The organism is Allochromatium warmingii (assembly GCF_900107145.1).
In the GTDB taxonomy this organism is placed as follows: domain Bacteria; phylum Pseudomonadota; class Gammaproteobacteria; order Chromatiales; family Chromatiaceae; genus Thermochromatium; species Thermochromatium warmingii.
Map to the genome: position 1 here is coordinate 31424 of NZ_FNOW01000004.1, position 16045 is coordinate 47468.

Here is a 16045-nt window from a genome sequence, read left to right on the forward strand (position 1 = left end):
TGAGTAAAAAAAATATGAAAACAGGCATCGTCATCCTCGCCGCCGGGCAAGGCAAGCGGATGCGCTCGCGTCAGCCGAAAGTCTTGCATCCACTCGCCGGACAACCACTGCTGGCGCATGTGCTGACCGCAGCGCGGGCGCTCAATCCAGCGCGGATCGTCGTGGTACATGGGCATGGCGGCGAACAGGTGCGGGCGGCACTGACTGACGCCGATTGCATCTGGGTCGAGCAGGCCGAGCAGCGCGGCACTGGGCACGCGGTTATTCAAGCCATGCCGACGCTGACCGACCTGGATCGGGTGCTGGTGCTCTATGGCGATGTGCCGCTGATTGCGCCGGAGACCTTGCGACGCTTGGTCGCATTGGCGAGCACAACGCCGCTGGCCGTGCTGACGGCGGAATTAACCGATCCGAGCGGCTATGGTCGCATTCTGCGCGATGCGGCGGGTCAGGTGGTGCGCATTGTCGAGGACAAGGACGCCACGCCCGATGAACGCTCGATTCGTGAGATCAATACCGGCTTTTTGGTCGCTGATCGCGCCCATCTCGCATCTTGGCTGGAGCAGATCGACGATCACAATGCACAGGGCGAATATTATCTAACCGATGTGATCGCACTCGCAGCGCGTGATGGCGTGGCGGTCGCCACCACGCAACCGGCGGCGCTGCACGAGGTCGCGGGCGTCAATGATCGCGTACAACTCGCTGAATTAGAACGGATTTATCAGCGCCAGCAGGCTGAATCGCTGATGCGTTCCGGCGTGACGCTCGCCGATCCGACGCGCTTCGATCTGCGCGGCCAGCTCGATGCTGAACCGGATGTGTTCATTGACATCAACGTCATCATCGCGGGGCGCGTGCGTTTAGCGGCGGGGGTGCGTATTGGGCCAAATTGTGTGCTAACCGATTGCGACATTGGCGCGGAGACCGAGATTTTAGCTAACTGCGTCATCGAATCGGCTCAGGTCGGCGCGAACGCCCGCATCGGCCCGTTTGCGCGGCTCCGTCCTGAAGCGCGGTTAGCCGATGACACCCATGTCGGCAACTTCGTCGAGATCAAAAAAACCCAGCTCGGACGCGGCAGCAAGGTCAATCATCTGACCTATCTGGGCGATGCGGAAGTCGGCGCAGGGGTCAATGTCGGCGCGGGGACGATCACCTGTAACTATGATGGCGTCAACAAATCCAAAACGCAGATTGGCGATGGTGCTTTTATCGGCTCGAACACGGCATTGGTCGCGCCGGTGACAGTCGGGGCTGGTGCGACCATCGGCGCGGGGTCGGTGATTACCCGCGACGCACCAGCGGAACAGCTCACCGTCTCGCGGGCCAAGCAGATGACACTTGCCGGCTGGCAACGCCCACGCAAACGCCAATGAACAACTCAAATCGTCTGCTGTATCTCGCCTCGCGCTCACCGCGCCGCCAGCAGTTATTACAACAAATCGGCGTGTCGTTCGTGCTGCTCGATGTGGAAGTCGATGAAACGCCCGCGCCGCAAGAAACAGCGGCAGTCTATGTCGAGCGCATCGCGGTTGCCAAAGCCCATGCGGGGCGGGCGGTGCTGACCGCCGATGATTCCGGCCTCGTGCTCACGGCGGATACGGCCGTCATCATTGATGACCAGATTTTAGGCAAACCCCGCGATCAAGCTGCGTGTATGCAGATGCTGGCGCGGCTCTCCGGGCGCACCCATCAGGTACTCACCGGCGTGGCGCTGGCAACGGCATCTGACACAATTTGGTATCAGGCCAGCTTGAGCCAAGTTACCCTGCGCGAACTCGATACACACGAAATGCAGGCCTATTGGGCCAGTGGCGAACCGCTGGACAAAGCCGGCGGCTACGCAATTCAAGGACTCGCGGCGCTCTTCATCACCGCGCTACAGGGCAGCTATTCGGGCGTCATGGGCCTGCCGCTCTATGAAACCGCGCAATTGCTGCAACGCGCTGGTCTGCGGTTGCTGACGGCCTAAATCAAATATCTACTTTGCGTTCTTCGCGTCTTTGCGGTTTCAATGTTGCAGAATCCCAGCTATTTAGAAGGACGTAACGTGTGAGTGAAGAGATTCTCATCAATGTCACCCCGCCCGAAACGCGGGTGGCGGTAGTCGAAAACGGGGTGGTGCAAGAAATCATCATCGAACGCGCCGAGCGGTGCGGGTTAGTCGGCAATATTTATAAAGGGCGTATTTGTCGCGTCTTACCGGGGATGCAGGCGGCATTTGTCGATATCGGCTTAGAACGGGCGGCCTTTCTTCATGCCTCCGACATCATCGGCACACCCGGCGAGGTGCGCGGCGAGCAGATTCATGAATTAGTCCACGAGGGCGATTTGATCGTCGTGCAGGTTGTCAAGGATCCACTCGGTACCAAAGGTGCCCGCCTGACGACCAATATCTCGATTGCGTCACGCTATTTGGTGTGTATGCCAGCGGTGACGACGACTGGCGTGTCGCAAAAAATCGAGGACGAGGACGAGCGCCGCCGTCTGCGCGAGATTCTGCTGCGCTATGTCGAGGCGCATCAGGGCGAGGGCGGATTTATCGCCCGCACCGCCGCTGAGGGCGTGAGCGAAGAGGCGCTCGAAAAAGATATGGCGTTTTTGGCCAAGCTCTGGCGCGGGATCAAGGATCGCTGTGCGCATGTGACACAGATCGGACTGGTTCATGATGATCTGGCTTTAGCGCTGCGGGCGTTGCGCGATCTGGTGACACCCGAAGTCGAGCGCATCCGCATCGACTCGCGGGCGATGGTTGATAAAGCGGTCAATTTTGCGACCAAATATATTCCCGAAATTCAAGAACGCATTGAGTACTATCAGGGCGAGCGCCCGTTGTTCGATCTTTACGGGGTTGAAGAAGAAATCCGCAAGGCGCTGCAACGCAAAGTGAGCCTCAAATCTGGTGGGCATTTGGTCATCGACCAGACCGAAGCCATGACCACGATTGATGTCAACACCGGTGCCTTTGTCGGCCATCGCAATCTCGAAGAAACCATTTTTAAGACCAATCTGGAAGCCGCGCAAGCGATCTGCCGTCAACTGCGCCTGCGCAATCTCGGCGGCATCATCATCATTGATTTTATTGACATGACCGAGGACGAGCACAAGCGTCAAGTGCTACGCGCTCTCGAAAAATGTCTCGCCCGCGATCACGCCAAAACCCATATCACCGAAGTTTCGTCACTCGGTCTCGTCGAGATGACGCGCAAGCGCACCCGCGAATCGTTAGAGCATGTGCTGTGCGAGCCGTGCCCGTGCTGTGGTGGACGCGGGTCGATCAAAACCGCTGAAACGACCTGTTATGAGATTTTCCGCGAAATTTTGCGCGAATCGCGGCAATTTGAGGTCGAAACGCTGCTAGTGCTCGCCTCGCCGGAAGTGGTAGACCGCCTGCTCGATGAAGAATCGGCGCATCTCGCGGAACTGGAAGAATTTATCGGTCGCCCGATTCGGCTCCAAGCTGAAGCCTTGTATACCCAAGAACAGTACGACGTGGTGTTGATCTGAGTCGCTGTGAATGCGGGCCGTGCTCATCACCGGAGTGCGCTGGATGCTGCTGGCCATCGCGCTGCTGTGGGCGGCGGTCACACTGTGGCCGCCAACGCTGCCGGATGCGGCGCGGCTGTGGTTAGCCGAGCGCCTGAGCGCCGAACTCGGGCAACCGCTGACACTGGGCGCGGTGCAGCTACGCTGGGGCAGCGGGCGTCCGCGTGTGCGGCTGGAACAGCTTGTTTTGACGCCAGCGGATGCCACCGCGCCGCCGCTGCAACTGGCGGCGCTGGAATTGGAGTTAGCGGTCTGGACATCGCTGTACCGCCGAGCGCCGCGTTTAGCCGCGCTGACGCTGACTGGCGCGGAGCTGGTCATCACGCGCACGCCGAACGGTGCATGGCAGATTGCCGGGCTGGAACACTGGCACAGCCGCGATCCGCAGGCACTGGGCGATTTTCTCCGTCATGGACGCTTGATGCTTCGGGCGAGCAGGCTGCGCATCCGCGCCACGCCGGACAGCGGCGAGCAGCAGTTGAGCGCGGTCGAGCTGCAATTTGTTAATCATGGGGCACGGCATCAGCTTGATCTCAGCGCCACGCTGCATCAACCCGCTGCATCTAATCCGACTGCCACGCCAGCGCGGTTGCAGCTTGCTGCGCAAGTGACCGGGCCAGCGGCGACGCCGACCGCGTGGAGTGGGCACGCTATGCTGCGCGTGACCGGGGAGGCGCTGCATCTGCCGTTACCGACGAGCTTGCATCCGCTCACGCGGCTCGATCTTGGCCAATCACAGCTTGAAAGTACGCTGACCATTGTGCAGGGGCAGCTTGCCTCGGCCAGTGTGCGGGCCGATTTGAACGCCGTGCAGTTCGGCACGACGCCGCTCACCGTGCGCCAACTGCGTGCTGAGGCGCGGCTGCACGCGCTCGCCGCTGGTAGCTGGCAAGTGCGCGTGCGTGATTTGGCATTGACCGCCGCTGATGCGGCGCTCGCTGATCTCAGTCTGGAACTGGAGCTAACTGACACAGGCCGAGTGCGCCGCGCTGCGGGTCAGGTGCCGAGTGTCGATCTCACGGCTGTGCGTGCGTGGCTGGTATCGAGCGCGTGGCCTGTGCCCGAAGCGGTGCAGCAGGTGCTGGCGCTCCAGCCGCGTGGTCAGGTGCGCGATCTGGCTGTTCACTGGGAACAGATGGATGCAGCGACTGCGCCGCGCTGGGACATCCGCGCACGCGGGGTTGATCTCGGCTGGGAGCGTCACGCCACGCTGCCACAGGTCACGGGCTTGGATCTGGAACTGACCGCCAATCAAGGCGGCTGCTGGGTGCAACTAGAAACCGATGTGCTCGCGCTCGACTGGCAGCCGCTGTTTGATCGGCCACTCAGATTCGATCAACTGACCGGACAGCTCAGTTGGACGCCGGCAGCGGCTGGCGGCTGGCGGCTGGCCGCTCGACACCTGCAACTGAAAAACGCGGATCTCGATCTCACCGCACAGGCCGCTCTCGACTGGCCAGCGCCCGCGAGCACTGCGCCGCAACTTGACCTCGATGTTCAGCTTCAATCAGGGCGCGTCGCCGCCGTGCGGAACTATCTGCCAGCGGGTGTATTGTCGCCGACGCTGATCGCGTGGCTCGACCGTGCGTTAATCGCTGGACAGATCACGCGGGGCGCTCTCCAGTTTCACGGCACACCGGCCCAGTTTCCGTTTCGCGCTGCGCCCGGAGCCTTTGCGCTGACACTGGCGTTTGACGATGCGCACCTCGCCTATCACCCCGATTGGCCAGCACTGACCGCCGCCGCTGGTCAGGTACAGTTCCGCGATCACCGTCTTAGCGTTCAGCTTGAGCGCGGGCGCGTGTTCGAGCGCACCGTGACCAGCGGACGCGCCGAGCTTGCCGATTTACACACCGCCGAGCGGCTCCAGATTCACGCTGAAACACGCGGCCCGTTTACGGATGGTCAACGGGCGCTGACCGACACCCCGCTGGCCGCGCAGTTGGGCGCATTCGCCGAGCGCATCACGGTTGACGGACAAGCGCAGGTCAGCCTAGATATTGATTTGCCGTTGCATGAAACGCAGGCGGCGGGCGTCAGTGGCGTTCTAAGCTGGCCCGCGCCAGCACAGCTCAGTCTGCGCGGCACGGCGCTGCATCTGACCGATTTGGGCGGCGCAGTGCGGTTTACGGCGCAGGGGCTGGAACCATCGGAGATCAGCGCCCGACTCGACGCCGAGCCGATCACGCTCAACGCGGTGACGGCTGAAGATGGGCTGCATCTGACGTGGCACTGCGCGACGCTCGATCTCAATGCGTGGCGCGATTGGTCAGTCGGACTCAACCGCGACCCCAGTCCGCAGCCACTGCGCACGACTGGGCTGGCGCAACTCGAACTGGATATCGAGCGGCTGCAACTCGGCGGGCGCACCCTCCATGCCTTCAATCTTCAGGGCACACCGACCGCACGCGGCTGGGAATTGGCGATCAAAGCGCGTGAAATGGCAGGCACGCTACGCAGCGGGCAGCGGCTGACGCTCGATCTGGAACGGCTCGATCTCAAGCCATTCCTGACAGCAACCGCGCCGGATGACGCGCCATCGGCGGCGACGACCTCAGCCGCTGTCACTGATCTGCCGTCATTGGATTTACACATCAAGCGGCTCGATTGGGGCGGTCAGCGTTTGGGCACGCTTGATCTGACGCTCCACCGCGACGCACTTGGGATGCGCCTGCCGCAGATGCGCCTCAGTGCGCCCGGACTGTTGACAGCCAGCGGTAGCGGCGAATGGCGGCGCAGCCGCGACCGTCACAGCAGCCGCTTAGAACTCGCGCTCGACACCGCGTATCTGGCCCGCGTGCTGACCGCGTTTGGCGAACCGGCGGCGCTTGAAGCCAAAACCGCTCACGCCCGACTGCATCTCGGCTGGCCGGATGCCCCGCATCGTTTCACCTGGGCGCGTGCGACCGGACAGCTTGAGCTGGACATCAACGCCGGACGGCTGCTCGATGTCGAACCCGGGATCGGGCGGCTGCTGGGGATTGTCGATATTGGCTCACTGGGACGGCGGCTGGTGCTGGATTTTTCTGACTTACATCAACAGGGCTTTGCGTTTGAGCACTTTCGCGGCCAGATTGCCATTCAGCAGGGTCAAGCGCGGTTAGATGACGTGCGCATCACTGGCCCAGCGGCCACCGTGCGCCTCAAAGGGAGCGCCGATCTCAGCCGACAACAGCTCAATCAGCGCGTGTTGATTGAACCGCGCCTCGGCTCCAGTATCGCCATTGCCAGCGCGGTCGCCGGTGGGCCGGTGGTCGGGGCTGCGGTGTATCTGCTGGATCGGCTGACGGGGAATACGCTGGATCGACTCGGGCGCTATGAATATCAAATTACCGGCCACTGGAACCAACCGATCTGGACGCGCTTGGGCTGGGAGCCGTTGAACGGTCTGGGGCTGGCCGCGCCAGCAGCGAGCGACGCGGCGGAGCGTTCCGCACGGCCACCGATGCCGTTTTTAGAAGATCACTGAACGGTTTTGGAGCCGCTGCGCCCTCGGCGTTCGCCGCGCTGGATTGAAAACGCTAAAATCCCAACCAGTGTGTATCTCGTGAAGCGCAAACGAACCAAGCTAAAACCAACACATGAAAGAAAAACATCTAATCGGGGCGGTGCAAATGGCCACCGGCCCCAATGTCAGCGCCAATCTGTTTGAAGCCGAACGCCTCGTGCGCGAAGCGGTGGAAACGGGCGCAGAACTGGTCGTGCTGCCCGAAAACTTCGCTTTTATGGGGCAACATGACCGCGATCAACTCGACATCCGCGAAACCGATGGCGACGGGCCATTGCAAAGCTTTTTAGCGCGGCTGGCCAAGCAATTCGGTATCTGGCTGATTGGCGGCACTATTCCGCTCGCCGCCGCCGATGCCACGAAGGTGCGAGCGGCCTGTCTGGTCTTTGATGAGCGTGGCGAACGGGTGGCGCGGTACGACAAAATCCATCTGTTCGATGTCAATCTGCCCGGACTCGACGAGCGGTATCACGAATCCGCCGTCATCGAGCCGGGCACGACGCCCGCTGTTGTCGCCAGTCCATTCGGGCGGATTGGTCTGGCCATCTGCTATGATTTGCGCTTTCCCGAACTCTTCCGCCGTCTGCTCGATGACCAAGCCGAGCTGCTGGTTGTCCCCTCAGCGTTCACGGCTGTAACCGGCAAAGCCCATTGGGAATCGCTGCTACGGGCGCGAGCGATTGAAAATCTTGCCTATGTGGTCGCTGCGGCGCAGGGCGGGTTTCATGTCAACGGGCGTGAAACCTACGGACATAGCATGATTGTCGATCCCTGGGGCACCATCTTGACCCAGACCGCACGCGGCAGCGGTGTTGTCTGCGCGGCGCTGGATCGGGAATTTCTCGACTCGGTGCGGCGCAGTTTCCCGACCATTCAGCATCGGCGTTTGAAGTGCGAGGCGTAAGAAAAAAGCTGCGCTGCCGCATTCAATCCGTTCTTAAACCATCACGTTACGAGCCGCTTCAATCTTAAACATGCCTAGACACGATCCCCTTGCTATTGCGCGTGACCGGATTTTAGCGCCGGCTGGCTTGGATGACGCCGCGCTCGACCGTCTACTCAGTGCTTTGACGAGCGCCTCGGTCGATGCGGCGGATATTTACTTTCAATACAGCCGGATGCAGTCCTGGATGCTGGAAGACGGCATTCTCAAAGACGGCAATTTCAGCATTGAGCAGGGTGCGGGTCTGCGAGCAATCAGCGGCGAAAAGACCGGCTTTGCCTATTCGGATGACTTGCAGTTTGCGGCGCTGCTCGAAGCGGCGCACGCTGCGCGGGCGATTGCGCGGGGCGGTCAGTCGGGACGGGTGCGTATTGGTCAGACGCCGCATCCGCAGCCACTCTATGCCGCGCTCAATCCGATCACCAGCCTGCCGGATGCAGAAAAAGTCGCGTTATTGCAGCGCGTTGATGCCGAAGCACGTCGCGCCGATCCTCGCGTGCGCGAGGTGAGCGTCAGCTTGGTTGCGGTGCAGGATACGGTGTTAGTGCTGGGCGATGATGGCACGCTGGCGGCGGATGTGCGCCCGCTGGTGCGGCTGAATGTGCATGTGCTCGTCGAGCAGGACGGGCGACGCGAGCAGGGATCAAGTGGCGGCGGAGCGCGGGTCGATCTCGGCTATTTTTTGCTGGAAGATCGGGCGCTGACCTTTGCCCGCGAAGCGGTGCGGCTGGCGCTGGTCAATCTCGATGCGGTCGATGCGCCAGCGGGTAGCATGACGGTGGTGCTTGGCTCCGGCTGGCCCGGGGTGCTGCTGCATGAAGCCGTCGGGCATGGTCTGGAAGGCGATTTCAACCGCAAGGGTAGTTCGGCCTTTGCTGGACGCATTGGGCAGCGCGTTGCCGCTTCGGGCGTCACCGTAGTCGATGATGGCACGCTGCCAGAACGACGCGGCTCGCTCACGCTCGATGATGAGGGCACACCGACCCAAAACACGGTATTGATCGAAGATGGCATTTTGCGCGGTTATATGCAGGACAAGCTCAATGCACGACTCACCGGCACGGCGCCAACGGGTAACGGGCGGCGCGAGTCCTATGCGCATCTGCCGATGCCGCGCATGACCAATACCTATATGCTCGCTGGTGAGCGCGACCCACAGGAGATCATCGCCTCGGTTGACAAGGGACTATACGCGGTCAACTTCGGCGGCGGTCAGGTTGACATCACCTCAGGGAAGTTCGTGTTCTCGGCCAGCGAAGCCTATTTGATCGAAAAGGGGCGAATCGTCTGTCCGGTCAAGGGCGCGACCCTGATCGGCAATGGCCCGGATGTGCTGACCCGCGTCAGTCTGATCGGCAGTGATCTGCAACTCGATGAAGGTGTCGGCACCTGTGGCAAGGAAGGTCAGAGCGTGCCAGTCGGGGTCGGACAGCCGACGCTGCGTATCGACGGGCTGACGGTCGGCGGCACGAGCGCCTAACGCCGAGTGTGTTGACCGGGCGCGGGTGGCGTTAGAATGCACATCGCTTCTTCCGTTCTTTCCTCGACAGGCTGCAACATGCAAACACTTTTGGTCACCGGCGGCGCTGGTTTTATTGGCGGCAACTTCGTTCATCATATCCTGCAACAGACCGACATGCGGGTGGTCAACCTCGACCGCCTGACCTACGCCGGCAATCTCGACACGCTGGCCGCACTCGCCGCCGATCCGCGCCACATCTTTGTACAGGGTGACATCGCCGACGCCGCGCTCGTCGAGCGGCTGTTGCGCGAGTACACCGTTGATGCTGTGGTCAATTTTGCCGCCGAAAGTCATGTTGATCGCTCCATCGACGGGCCAGCCGAATTTATCCAAACCAATGTTGTCGGCACCTTCACGCTACTCGACCGCGCACGGGCCTATTGGTCAACGCTCGCGCCAGCGGCGCGGGCGGCGTTTCGCTTTCTCCATGTCTCGACTGATGAAGTGTACGGCTCACTCGGCCCCACCGGGCTATTCACCGAAACCACGCCCTACGCGCCCAACTCGCCCTATTCTGCGTCGAAAGCGGCCTCGGATCATCTGGTACGCGCCTGGTTTCACACCTACGGGCTGCCGGTGCTGACCACGAATTGTTCTAATAATTACGGCCCCTATCAGTTCCCCGAAAAGCTCATTCCGTTGATGATTCTCAAAGCGCAGGCGGGTGAGCCGCTGCCGATCTATGGCGACGGCGGCAATATCCGTGACTGGCTATTCGTGCTCGATCACTGTCGCGCAATTGCCCGCGTGCTCGAAGCGGGTACGCCCGGTGAGGTCTACAACGTCGGCGGCAACAGCGAGCGCACCAATCTTCAGGTTGTCGATACGCTCTGTACTCTGCTTGATGAACGCCTGCCCAATTCGCCGCATCGTCCACATCAGCAGCTTAAAACCTTCGTCACTGACCGCCCCGGCCATGATCGCCGGTATGCGATTGATGCGACCAAGCTCAAACGCGAACTCGGTTGGGAGCCACTGGAAACCTTTGAATCCGGAATGCAGCGCACAGTTGATTGGTATTTAGAGAATCCGGCCTGGTGTCAGCGCGTCATGGACGGCAGTTATCGCGGTGAACGCTTAGGCGCTTGTTGACATCCAAATAATAGACAGGATTAACAGGATTTTTCAAGATTCACACGCTATAAAATAATTAAAAAATCCTGTTAATCCTGAATCATTCTGTTAATCCTGTCTAAATTTAACGCGAAACAGACTAAACAACCATGACACGCAAAGGCATTATTTTAGCCGGCGGCTCCGGCACACGGCTCTATCCCCTCACGCGCTCAATCAGCAAACAACTGCTACCGATTTACGATAAACCGATGATCTATTATCCGCTCTCAACGCTAATGCTGGCGGGGATGCGCGAGATTTTAATTATCACCACCCCGCATGATGCGCCCTTATTTCAGGCGCTTTTAGGGGATGGTTCACAATGGGGTTTAACGCTCAGTTATGCAGTGCAACCCGAACCGAATGGCTTAGCGCAAGCCTTGTTAATCGGACGTAAATTTTTAGCCGGTGCGCCATCCTGTTTAATCCTCGGCGATAATATTTTTTATGGTCATGGCCTCGTCGATCAACTGCAAGCGGCTAATGCCCGCGAATCCGGTGCCACCGTATTTGGCTATTATGTCTCAGATCCCGAACGCTATGGCGTCGCTGAATTTGATGAGACTGGGCGCGTGCTGGCTATTGAAGAAAAACCCCAACAGCCCACATCCAATTGGGCGGTCACGGGTCTCTATTTTTATGATGAATACGCCAGCGATTTTGCAGCGGCACTCACCCCCTCACCACGCGGCGAGCTAGAAATCACCGATCTTAATAACCGCTATCTCGCCGAGGGCGCACTGTCATTGACGCGCATTGGACGCGGTACCGCATGGCTTGATACTGGCACCCATGCCTCGTTAATGGAAGCTAGTCAATTTATTGAAACCATTGAAAAACGTCAGGGACTGAAAATCTGCTGCCCTGAAGAAATCGCCTATTTTAATGGTTGGATTGACGCGGAACAATTAGGTCGCATGGGTGAAGCCTTGAGTAAAAACGACTATGGTCAATATTTATTAAGCTTATTACACCGAGGGCGTGTGTCATGACAGCCACCGTGATTGAAACCGCGATTCCTGGCGTGCTAATTTTGGAGCCGCACGTTTGGGGTGATGAGCGCGGCTATTTTCTCGAAACTTATCGTGCGAATGACTATGCCGCCTGCGGTATTCCGCCGCTGGTTCAAGATAATCAATCCTTTTCACGGCGCGGCGTTTTACGCGGATTGCATGTTCAGCATCCACATGCACAGGGTAAGCTGGTGCAAGTATTAGCCGGTGAAGTCTTTGATGTCGCGGTCGATATTCGGCGCGGTTCGCCATATTTTGGCCAGTGGGTCGGGGTAACGCTTTCTGGTGAAAATAAACGTCAATTCTGGATTCCGCCCGGTTTTGCTCACGGTTTTCTTGTCACAGGGGAACAGGCGCTCTTCGTTTATAAAAATACTGAATATTACAGTCCAGCAACGGAATTGAGCGTCCGTTGGGATGACCCTGATCTGGGTATTGATTGGCCGCTGAATGGTTTAACGCCCGAATTATCTGCGAAAGATCGTGATGCAGCCTGTTTGTGCGCTATTCCGCTGGATCGCCTCCCAAGTTTATAAATGGTGCGCGGGAATGGATAGAGAATTGGACATGGAACCGCCGCCCAGCTTAATAGCGCGGCTGCCACATCAGAATTTAGCTCCCATTGATTCAGTCAGTCGCCCATTGCAGCCAGCACGCGCAATGGCGCTGTATATTGACGGCGATAATCAATCACCTGCGATTGCTGGCGATTTATTAGCCAGTGTGCGGGATGATTGGGGATTGGATGCCTCGCAGGTGGTACTCGCGGGCAATGATCACGGTCACGCGCTGGAGCGGTGGGCTGCGGCCTTGTCTGAGGTGATTGCGGCTGATGCAATCCTGACGTTACGTGTTCCACGCACACCAGATGCCGCCGATCTCGCGTTGATTTTGGAGCTTGGTGCGGGCATGGAACGTCATCAGCGCGGGCCAGATCTTGTGGTGGTGGTTTCGCGGGATGAATTGTTGATTCATGCGGCTGAAGCGGTGCGGCGACGCGGGTGTCGGGTGTGGGTCGCCTATGCACAGAGCGAGATCCCGCCAGCCCGCACGACGCTGCCGACCTTGCTGTTGCCAGCGGTGAATCCGGGTCACACGCACACGAAACCGGCGAGTGCGAGTGATAAACCGGCTACGCCAACCGTTATGGCTGTGCCAGTACCTGAATCGATTGAGGCAGCAATTTCGTCTGAGCTGGCAGCATTAGCGCACGCAGAACTGCTCGCGCAAGTGCGAGCGCGGTGCAGAAAGCAACCAGGTGGCGGTTATTTAACCAATGAACTTGGCCAAGTGCTGCATAATCTTGGATTAACCAGCAAAGCCGAGCGAGATCGCTTTTTAAAAGCCATTCCGAATTTGCGTGAAACGGGGAGTGGAAGTGCGAAACAACTGTTGTTTTGATCGCAGTGGTCGCAGGCGATGCGCACGCGATAGATGCTGCCTGTACACGATCATGTGGATGCGCCACCCAAAATCCGAAAGCTGATTGACTTCAGCCCCAAAATTGCCTAAATTTCCAGCCCTTTTATGGCTGGGTTATCACGCCTCGCCCCACCACCGAATAGCTTGGAGTTGACAACTGTTCTTTGATTCTTTTTCAAAAATGCTTATACTTGCTTTTATGAGCAAGATATATCGCATCAACGAATTTGCAAAACGGATCGGGAAAGCGCCATCGACGATCCGACGCTGGGAGCTGCTAACTGATCGCTGATTTTTGCTCAAATGTGTTGACAGATGCTCAGGATGAGCATTGCTTGAGACCGCTAACAGCGGTTTAACGACGAGCTAATAGAGGACATTGCAAGTGGCCAGGCTTCGGTTTGGCGCTTTACCGCACGGGGATGAAACCTCTAGAGAGCTTGATCGATTGAGGGAATCCGGCGCCACTGAGCGTCAAGGGCTTGAGTTGGGCGGTTCGCCGCGTCAACCAAGTGCAGATAAATCCATTGAGCACGTTCGCTCAAGTTAAATGGAGCAGTATTGTCGATGAAGCGCACCTTCCAACCCAGCCGCCTAAAACGCGCTCGCACCCACGGTTTCCGTGCGCGGAGCGCCACCCGTAACGGTCGCAAGGTTCTCAGCGCCCGTCGCGCTAAGGGCCGCGTCCGTCTGATCCCCTGAGCGGCTACGCACCGACCGGCGACCTCGGGCAGGGCTTTCGCCGCACGCAGCGGCTCACCAACTCGGAGCAATTCAAGCGCGTTTTCGCCGACGCCAGCCGAGCGAGTCGCCGCAGTCTGGTGGTGCTGTATCGGCCCAACGATTTGGATCGGCCTCGGCTCGGTCTGGCTATCGCCAAAAAATGCGCCCGCCGCGCTGTTGAACGCAATCGGCTCAAGCGTTTGGCCCGCGAGAGTTTTCGCCGCGCCTATTACCGTTTGCCCGCAGTCGATATCGTGGTGCTCTGTGCGCAGGGTGCGCCACAGGAGTCGAACCAACGGCTGTTCGATGTGTTAGAGCGGGCGTGGGCGCACATCGGAACATCATCATGCGTCGAATCTTGATCGGGCTGATTCGGGTTTATCAATACCTGATTAGCCCGCTGCTCGGCCCGCGTTGTCGCTTTTATCCCACCTGTTCGCAGTATGCCGTGGAAGCCATTGAGATCCACGGCGTCGCACGCGGGAGCTATTTCGCTCTACGTCGCCTGTTGCGTTGTCACCCCTGGCATCCAGGCGGTATCGATCCCGTCCCAGAAAAAAGGCAGACCACGATTCATGGATAACCAGCGCTTGTTTCTATTTATGGCACTGGCTGCGGTGCTGTTTCTAATCTACGAGTCTTGGATGCAGGACTATGGCCGTCCCGCCCAGCTTCCGGTGACCCCAGCAGCGCAGACTTCGGGGACGCCTGGCATTCCCATGCCCAACGCGGCGGAAATCCCAACGGTAGCAACCACGCCGACTGGAGTCGTGCCCACACTGGCAGCGGATGCAGTGCCGACGCATGAAACCCTGATTCGCGTCGAAACCGATCGGTTACGGCTCGATATTTCGCCACGCGGCGCAACCATTGCCAATGCTTGGTTAGTGGATTATGCGATTGTGCCCGAGCATCCAGATGAAAAATTCCAGCTTTTAAAACCGCTACCGCCGAATTTATTTGTCGTGCAATCGGGATTACTGGGCGAAAAACCCGATCTCTTACCGACACATGAAGCGGTTTTCACCAGCGCCAATACGCACTATATTTTAGATGCCGGTTCAGATCAGCTCGAAGTTGTGCTTGACTGGACAAATAACGCGGGGGTGCGCGTCAAACAGATTTATACCTTGACACGCGGCAGTTATTTAATTCAATCGCGTCAGGTGGTCGAAAATGGTACTGCCGATCCGCTAATTGCACGGGCCTATAATCAGCTCCAGCGTACTGATTGGTACGATCCCAATGAGCCAAGTTTTATTCACACCTTCACGGGTGGCGTCTATTACAGCCCAGAAGAGCACTACAAAAAAGTCGATCTCGAAGAAATCGCTAAAAACAAGCTCGACCGCACCGTGACGGATGGCTGGATTGCCATGATGCAGCATTATTTCCTCGCGGCTTGGATTCCGCCGCGTGGTGTGGCTGAGACGTTTTATACCAATGCGCTGAATAATTCGCGCTATATCATCGGTAAATATTCGCCAGCGGTGAGTATTGAACCCAATAGTGCGCATACCTTCGAGAATCAATTATTTGTTGGCCCCAAACTGCAAGATACGCTTGAAGACATCGCCCCCGGTCTGGAATTAGCGATTGATTATGGTTGGCTGACTGTGATTGCCAAGCCAATTTTTTGGCTATTGGGTTGGATTCATGCTGTCGTCGGTAATTGGGGCTGGTCGATTATTGTTCTCACCATCCTGATTAAGCTGGCGTTCTATAAACTCTCCGAAACCAGCTATCGTTCGATGGCGCACATGCGCCAGATTACGCCGCGCTTGCAGGCACTCAAAGATCGCTATGGCGACGATAAGCAGCGGCTCAATCAAGCGATGATGGAGCTGTATAAAACCGAGAAAATCAATCCGCTCGGCGGCTGTTTGCCGATTCTGATTCAAATTCCGGTGTTTATTGCGCTCTATTGGGTGCTCTTGGAAAGCGTCGAAATGCGTCATGCGCCCTTCGTGCTGTGGCTGAATAACCTCTCGGCTCCCGATCCATATTTTATTCTGCCGCTGATTATGGGCGTCTCCATGTTCGTGCAGCAAAAGCTCAATCCGGCACCGCCCGATCCGCTGCAAGCAAAAATTATGATGAGCTTGCCGTTTGTATTCACCGTATTTTTTGCCTTTTTCCCGTCGGGATTGGTGCTGTATTGGACGGTGAATAACCTGCTGTCGATTGCACAGCAATGGAAAATCACCCGCGATTTAGAATTAGAAACTGCTAAACGGCGGCGCTGAGGG

Annotated in this window: 14 protein-coding genes and 1 pseudogene; all 15 read left to right on the forward strand. The window is 58.3% G+C overall.

Annotation, left to right across the window (positions count from 1 at the left end; all coding sequences use genetic code 11):
- Positions 1–14: 14 nt before the first annotated feature.
- The 15 genes and pseudogenes from glmU (at position 15) to yidC (ending at position 16042) form a co-directional block, all read left to right on the forward strand.
- On the forward strand, positions 15–1379 hold the full coding sequence (gene glmU, locus BLW10_RS02010; protein WP_091331962.1) for a bifunctional UDP-N-acetylglucosamine diphosphorylase/glucosamine-1-phosphate N-acetyltransferase GlmU: 1365 nt from the start codon (positions 15–17) through the stop codon (positions 1377–1379).
- A complete protein-coding gene (locus tag BLW10_RS02015; protein ID WP_091331964.1) occupies positions 1376–1975 on the forward strand; it encodes a Maf family protein in 600 nt (199 codons plus the stop codon). Before glmU ends, BLW10_RS02015 begins: the two co-directional genes overlap by 4 nt.
- 80 nt (positions 1976–2055) lie before the next feature.
- The gene (rng, locus tag BLW10_RS02020) at positions 2056–3510 is read left to right on the forward strand and encodes a ribonuclease G (protein WP_091331966.1); all 1455 of its coding nucleotides are present in this window, start codon (positions 2056–2058) and stop codon (positions 3508–3510) included.
- 10 nt (positions 3511–3520) lie between these two features.
- Positions 3521–7018 carry a YhdP family phospholipid transporter gene (locus BLW10_RS02025; protein ID WP_091331968.1) on the forward strand — a complete coding sequence of 1166 codons (3498 nt, stop codon included), beginning with the start codon at positions 3521–3523 and terminating at the stop codon, positions 7016–7018.
- Positions 7019–7130: 112 nt separating this feature from the next.
- On the forward strand, positions 7131–7961 hold the full coding sequence (locus BLW10_RS02030) for a carbon-nitrogen hydrolase family protein (RefSeq protein ID WP_091331970.1): 831 nt from the start codon (positions 7131–7133) through the stop codon (positions 7959–7961).
- Positions 7962–8031: 70 nt separating this feature from the next.
- The gene (gene tldD / locus BLW10_RS02035) at positions 8032–9480 is read left to right on the forward strand and encodes a metalloprotease TldD (RefSeq protein WP_091331971.1); all 1449 of its coding nucleotides are present in this window, start codon (positions 8032–8034) and stop codon (positions 9478–9480) included.
- Positions 9481–9558: 78 nt separating this feature from the next.
- Entirely contained in the window at positions 9559–10614 is a 1056-nt protein-coding gene (gene rfbB / locus BLW10_RS02040) for a dTDP-glucose 4,6-dehydratase (protein ID WP_091331972.1), read from the forward strand.
- Between the two features lie 131 nt (positions 10615–10745).
- The gene (rfbA, locus tag BLW10_RS02045; protein WP_091331974.1) at positions 10746–11630 is read left to right on the forward strand and encodes a glucose-1-phosphate thymidylyltransferase RfbA; all 885 of its coding nucleotides are present in this window, start codon (positions 10746–10748) and stop codon (positions 11628–11630) included.
- Entirely contained in the window at positions 11627–12187 is a 561-nt protein-coding gene (rfbC, locus tag BLW10_RS02050; RefSeq protein ID WP_091331975.1) for a dTDP-4-dehydrorhamnose 3,5-epimerase, read from the forward strand. Before rfbA ends, rfbC begins: the two co-directional genes overlap by 4 nt.
- A gap of 31 nt (positions 12188–12218) precedes the next feature.
- Positions 12219–13052, forward strand: a complete 834-nt coding sequence (locus BLW10_RS02055) for an NYN domain-containing protein (RefSeq protein WP_091331977.1) — start codon at positions 12219–12221, stop codon at positions 13050–13052.
- A 220-nt stretch (positions 13053–13272) separates the two neighbouring features.
- A pseudogene (locus BLW10_RS14575) lies at positions 13273–13347 on the forward strand (MerR family transcriptional regulator); the annotation flags it as partial.
- Positions 13348–13640: 293 nt separating this feature from the next.
- Complete coding sequence (gene rpmH, locus BLW10_RS02060; protein WP_012972289.1) at positions 13641–13775, forward strand: 50S ribosomal protein L34; 135 nt, start codon at positions 13641–13643, stop codon at positions 13773–13775.
- Positions 13772–14158 carry a ribonuclease P protein component gene (rnpA, locus tag BLW10_RS02065; RefSeq protein ID WP_091331978.1) on the forward strand — a complete coding sequence of 129 codons (387 nt, stop codon included), beginning with the start codon at positions 13772–13774 and terminating at the stop codon, positions 14156–14158. Before rpmH ends, rnpA begins: the two co-directional genes overlap by 4 nt.
- Positions 14143–14379, forward strand: coding sequence for a membrane protein insertion efficiency factor YidD (gene yidD / locus BLW10_RS02070; protein ID WP_091331980.1), 237 nt, complete (start codon positions 14143–14145; stop codon positions 14377–14379). Before rnpA ends, yidD begins: the two co-directional genes overlap by 16 nt.
- A complete protein-coding gene (gene yidC / locus BLW10_RS02075) occupies positions 14372–16042 on the forward strand; it encodes a membrane protein insertase YidC (protein ID WP_091331982.1) in 1671 nt (556 codons plus the stop codon). Before yidD ends, yidC begins: the two co-directional genes overlap by 8 nt.
- The last annotated feature ends 3 nt before the right edge of the window (positions 16043–16045 follow it).

Coding starts and splice junctions, on each gene's coding strand:
- glmU (WP_091331962.1), top strand. CDS start 15: ATGAAAACAGGCATCGTCATCCTCGCCGCCGGGCAAGGCAAGCGGATG.
- BLW10_RS02015 (WP_091331964.1), top strand. CDS start 1,376: ATGAACAACTCAAATCGTCTGCTGTATCTCGCCTCGCGCTCACCGCGC.
- BLW10_RS02025 (WP_091331968.1), top strand. CDS start 3,521: ATGCGGGCCGTGCTCATCACCGGAGTGCGCTGGATGCTGCTGGCCATC.
- BLW10_RS02030 (WP_091331970.1), top strand. CDS start 7,131: ATGAAAGAAAAACATCTAATCGGGGCGGTGCAAATGGCCACCGGCCCC.
- tldD (WP_091331971.1), top strand. CDS start 8,032: ATGCCTAGACACGATCCCCTTGCTATTGCGCGTGACCGGATTTTAGCG.
- rfbB (WP_091331972.1), top strand. CDS start 9,559: ATGCAAACACTTTTGGTCACCGGCGGCGCTGGTTTTATTGGCGGCAAC.
- rfbA (WP_091331974.1), top strand. CDS start 10,746: ATGACACGCAAAGGCATTATTTTAGCCGGCGGCTCCGGCACACGGCTC.
- rfbC (WP_091331975.1), top strand. CDS start 11,627: ATGACAGCCACCGTGATTGAAACCGCGATTCCTGGCGTGCTAATTTTG.
- BLW10_RS02055 (WP_091331977.1), top strand. CDS start 12,219: ATGGAACCGCCGCCCAGCTTAATAGCGCGGCTGCCACATCAGAATTTA.
- rpmH (WP_012972289.1), top strand. CDS start 13,641: ATGAAGCGCACCTTCCAACCCAGCCGCCTAAAACGCGCTCGCACCCAC.
- yidD (WP_091331980.1), top strand. CDS start 14,143: ATGCGTCGAATCTTGATCGGGCTGATTCGGGTTTATCAATACCTGATT.
- yidC (WP_091331982.1), top strand. CDS start 14,372: ATGGATAACCAGCGCTTGTTTCTATTTATGGCACTGGCTGCGGTGCTG.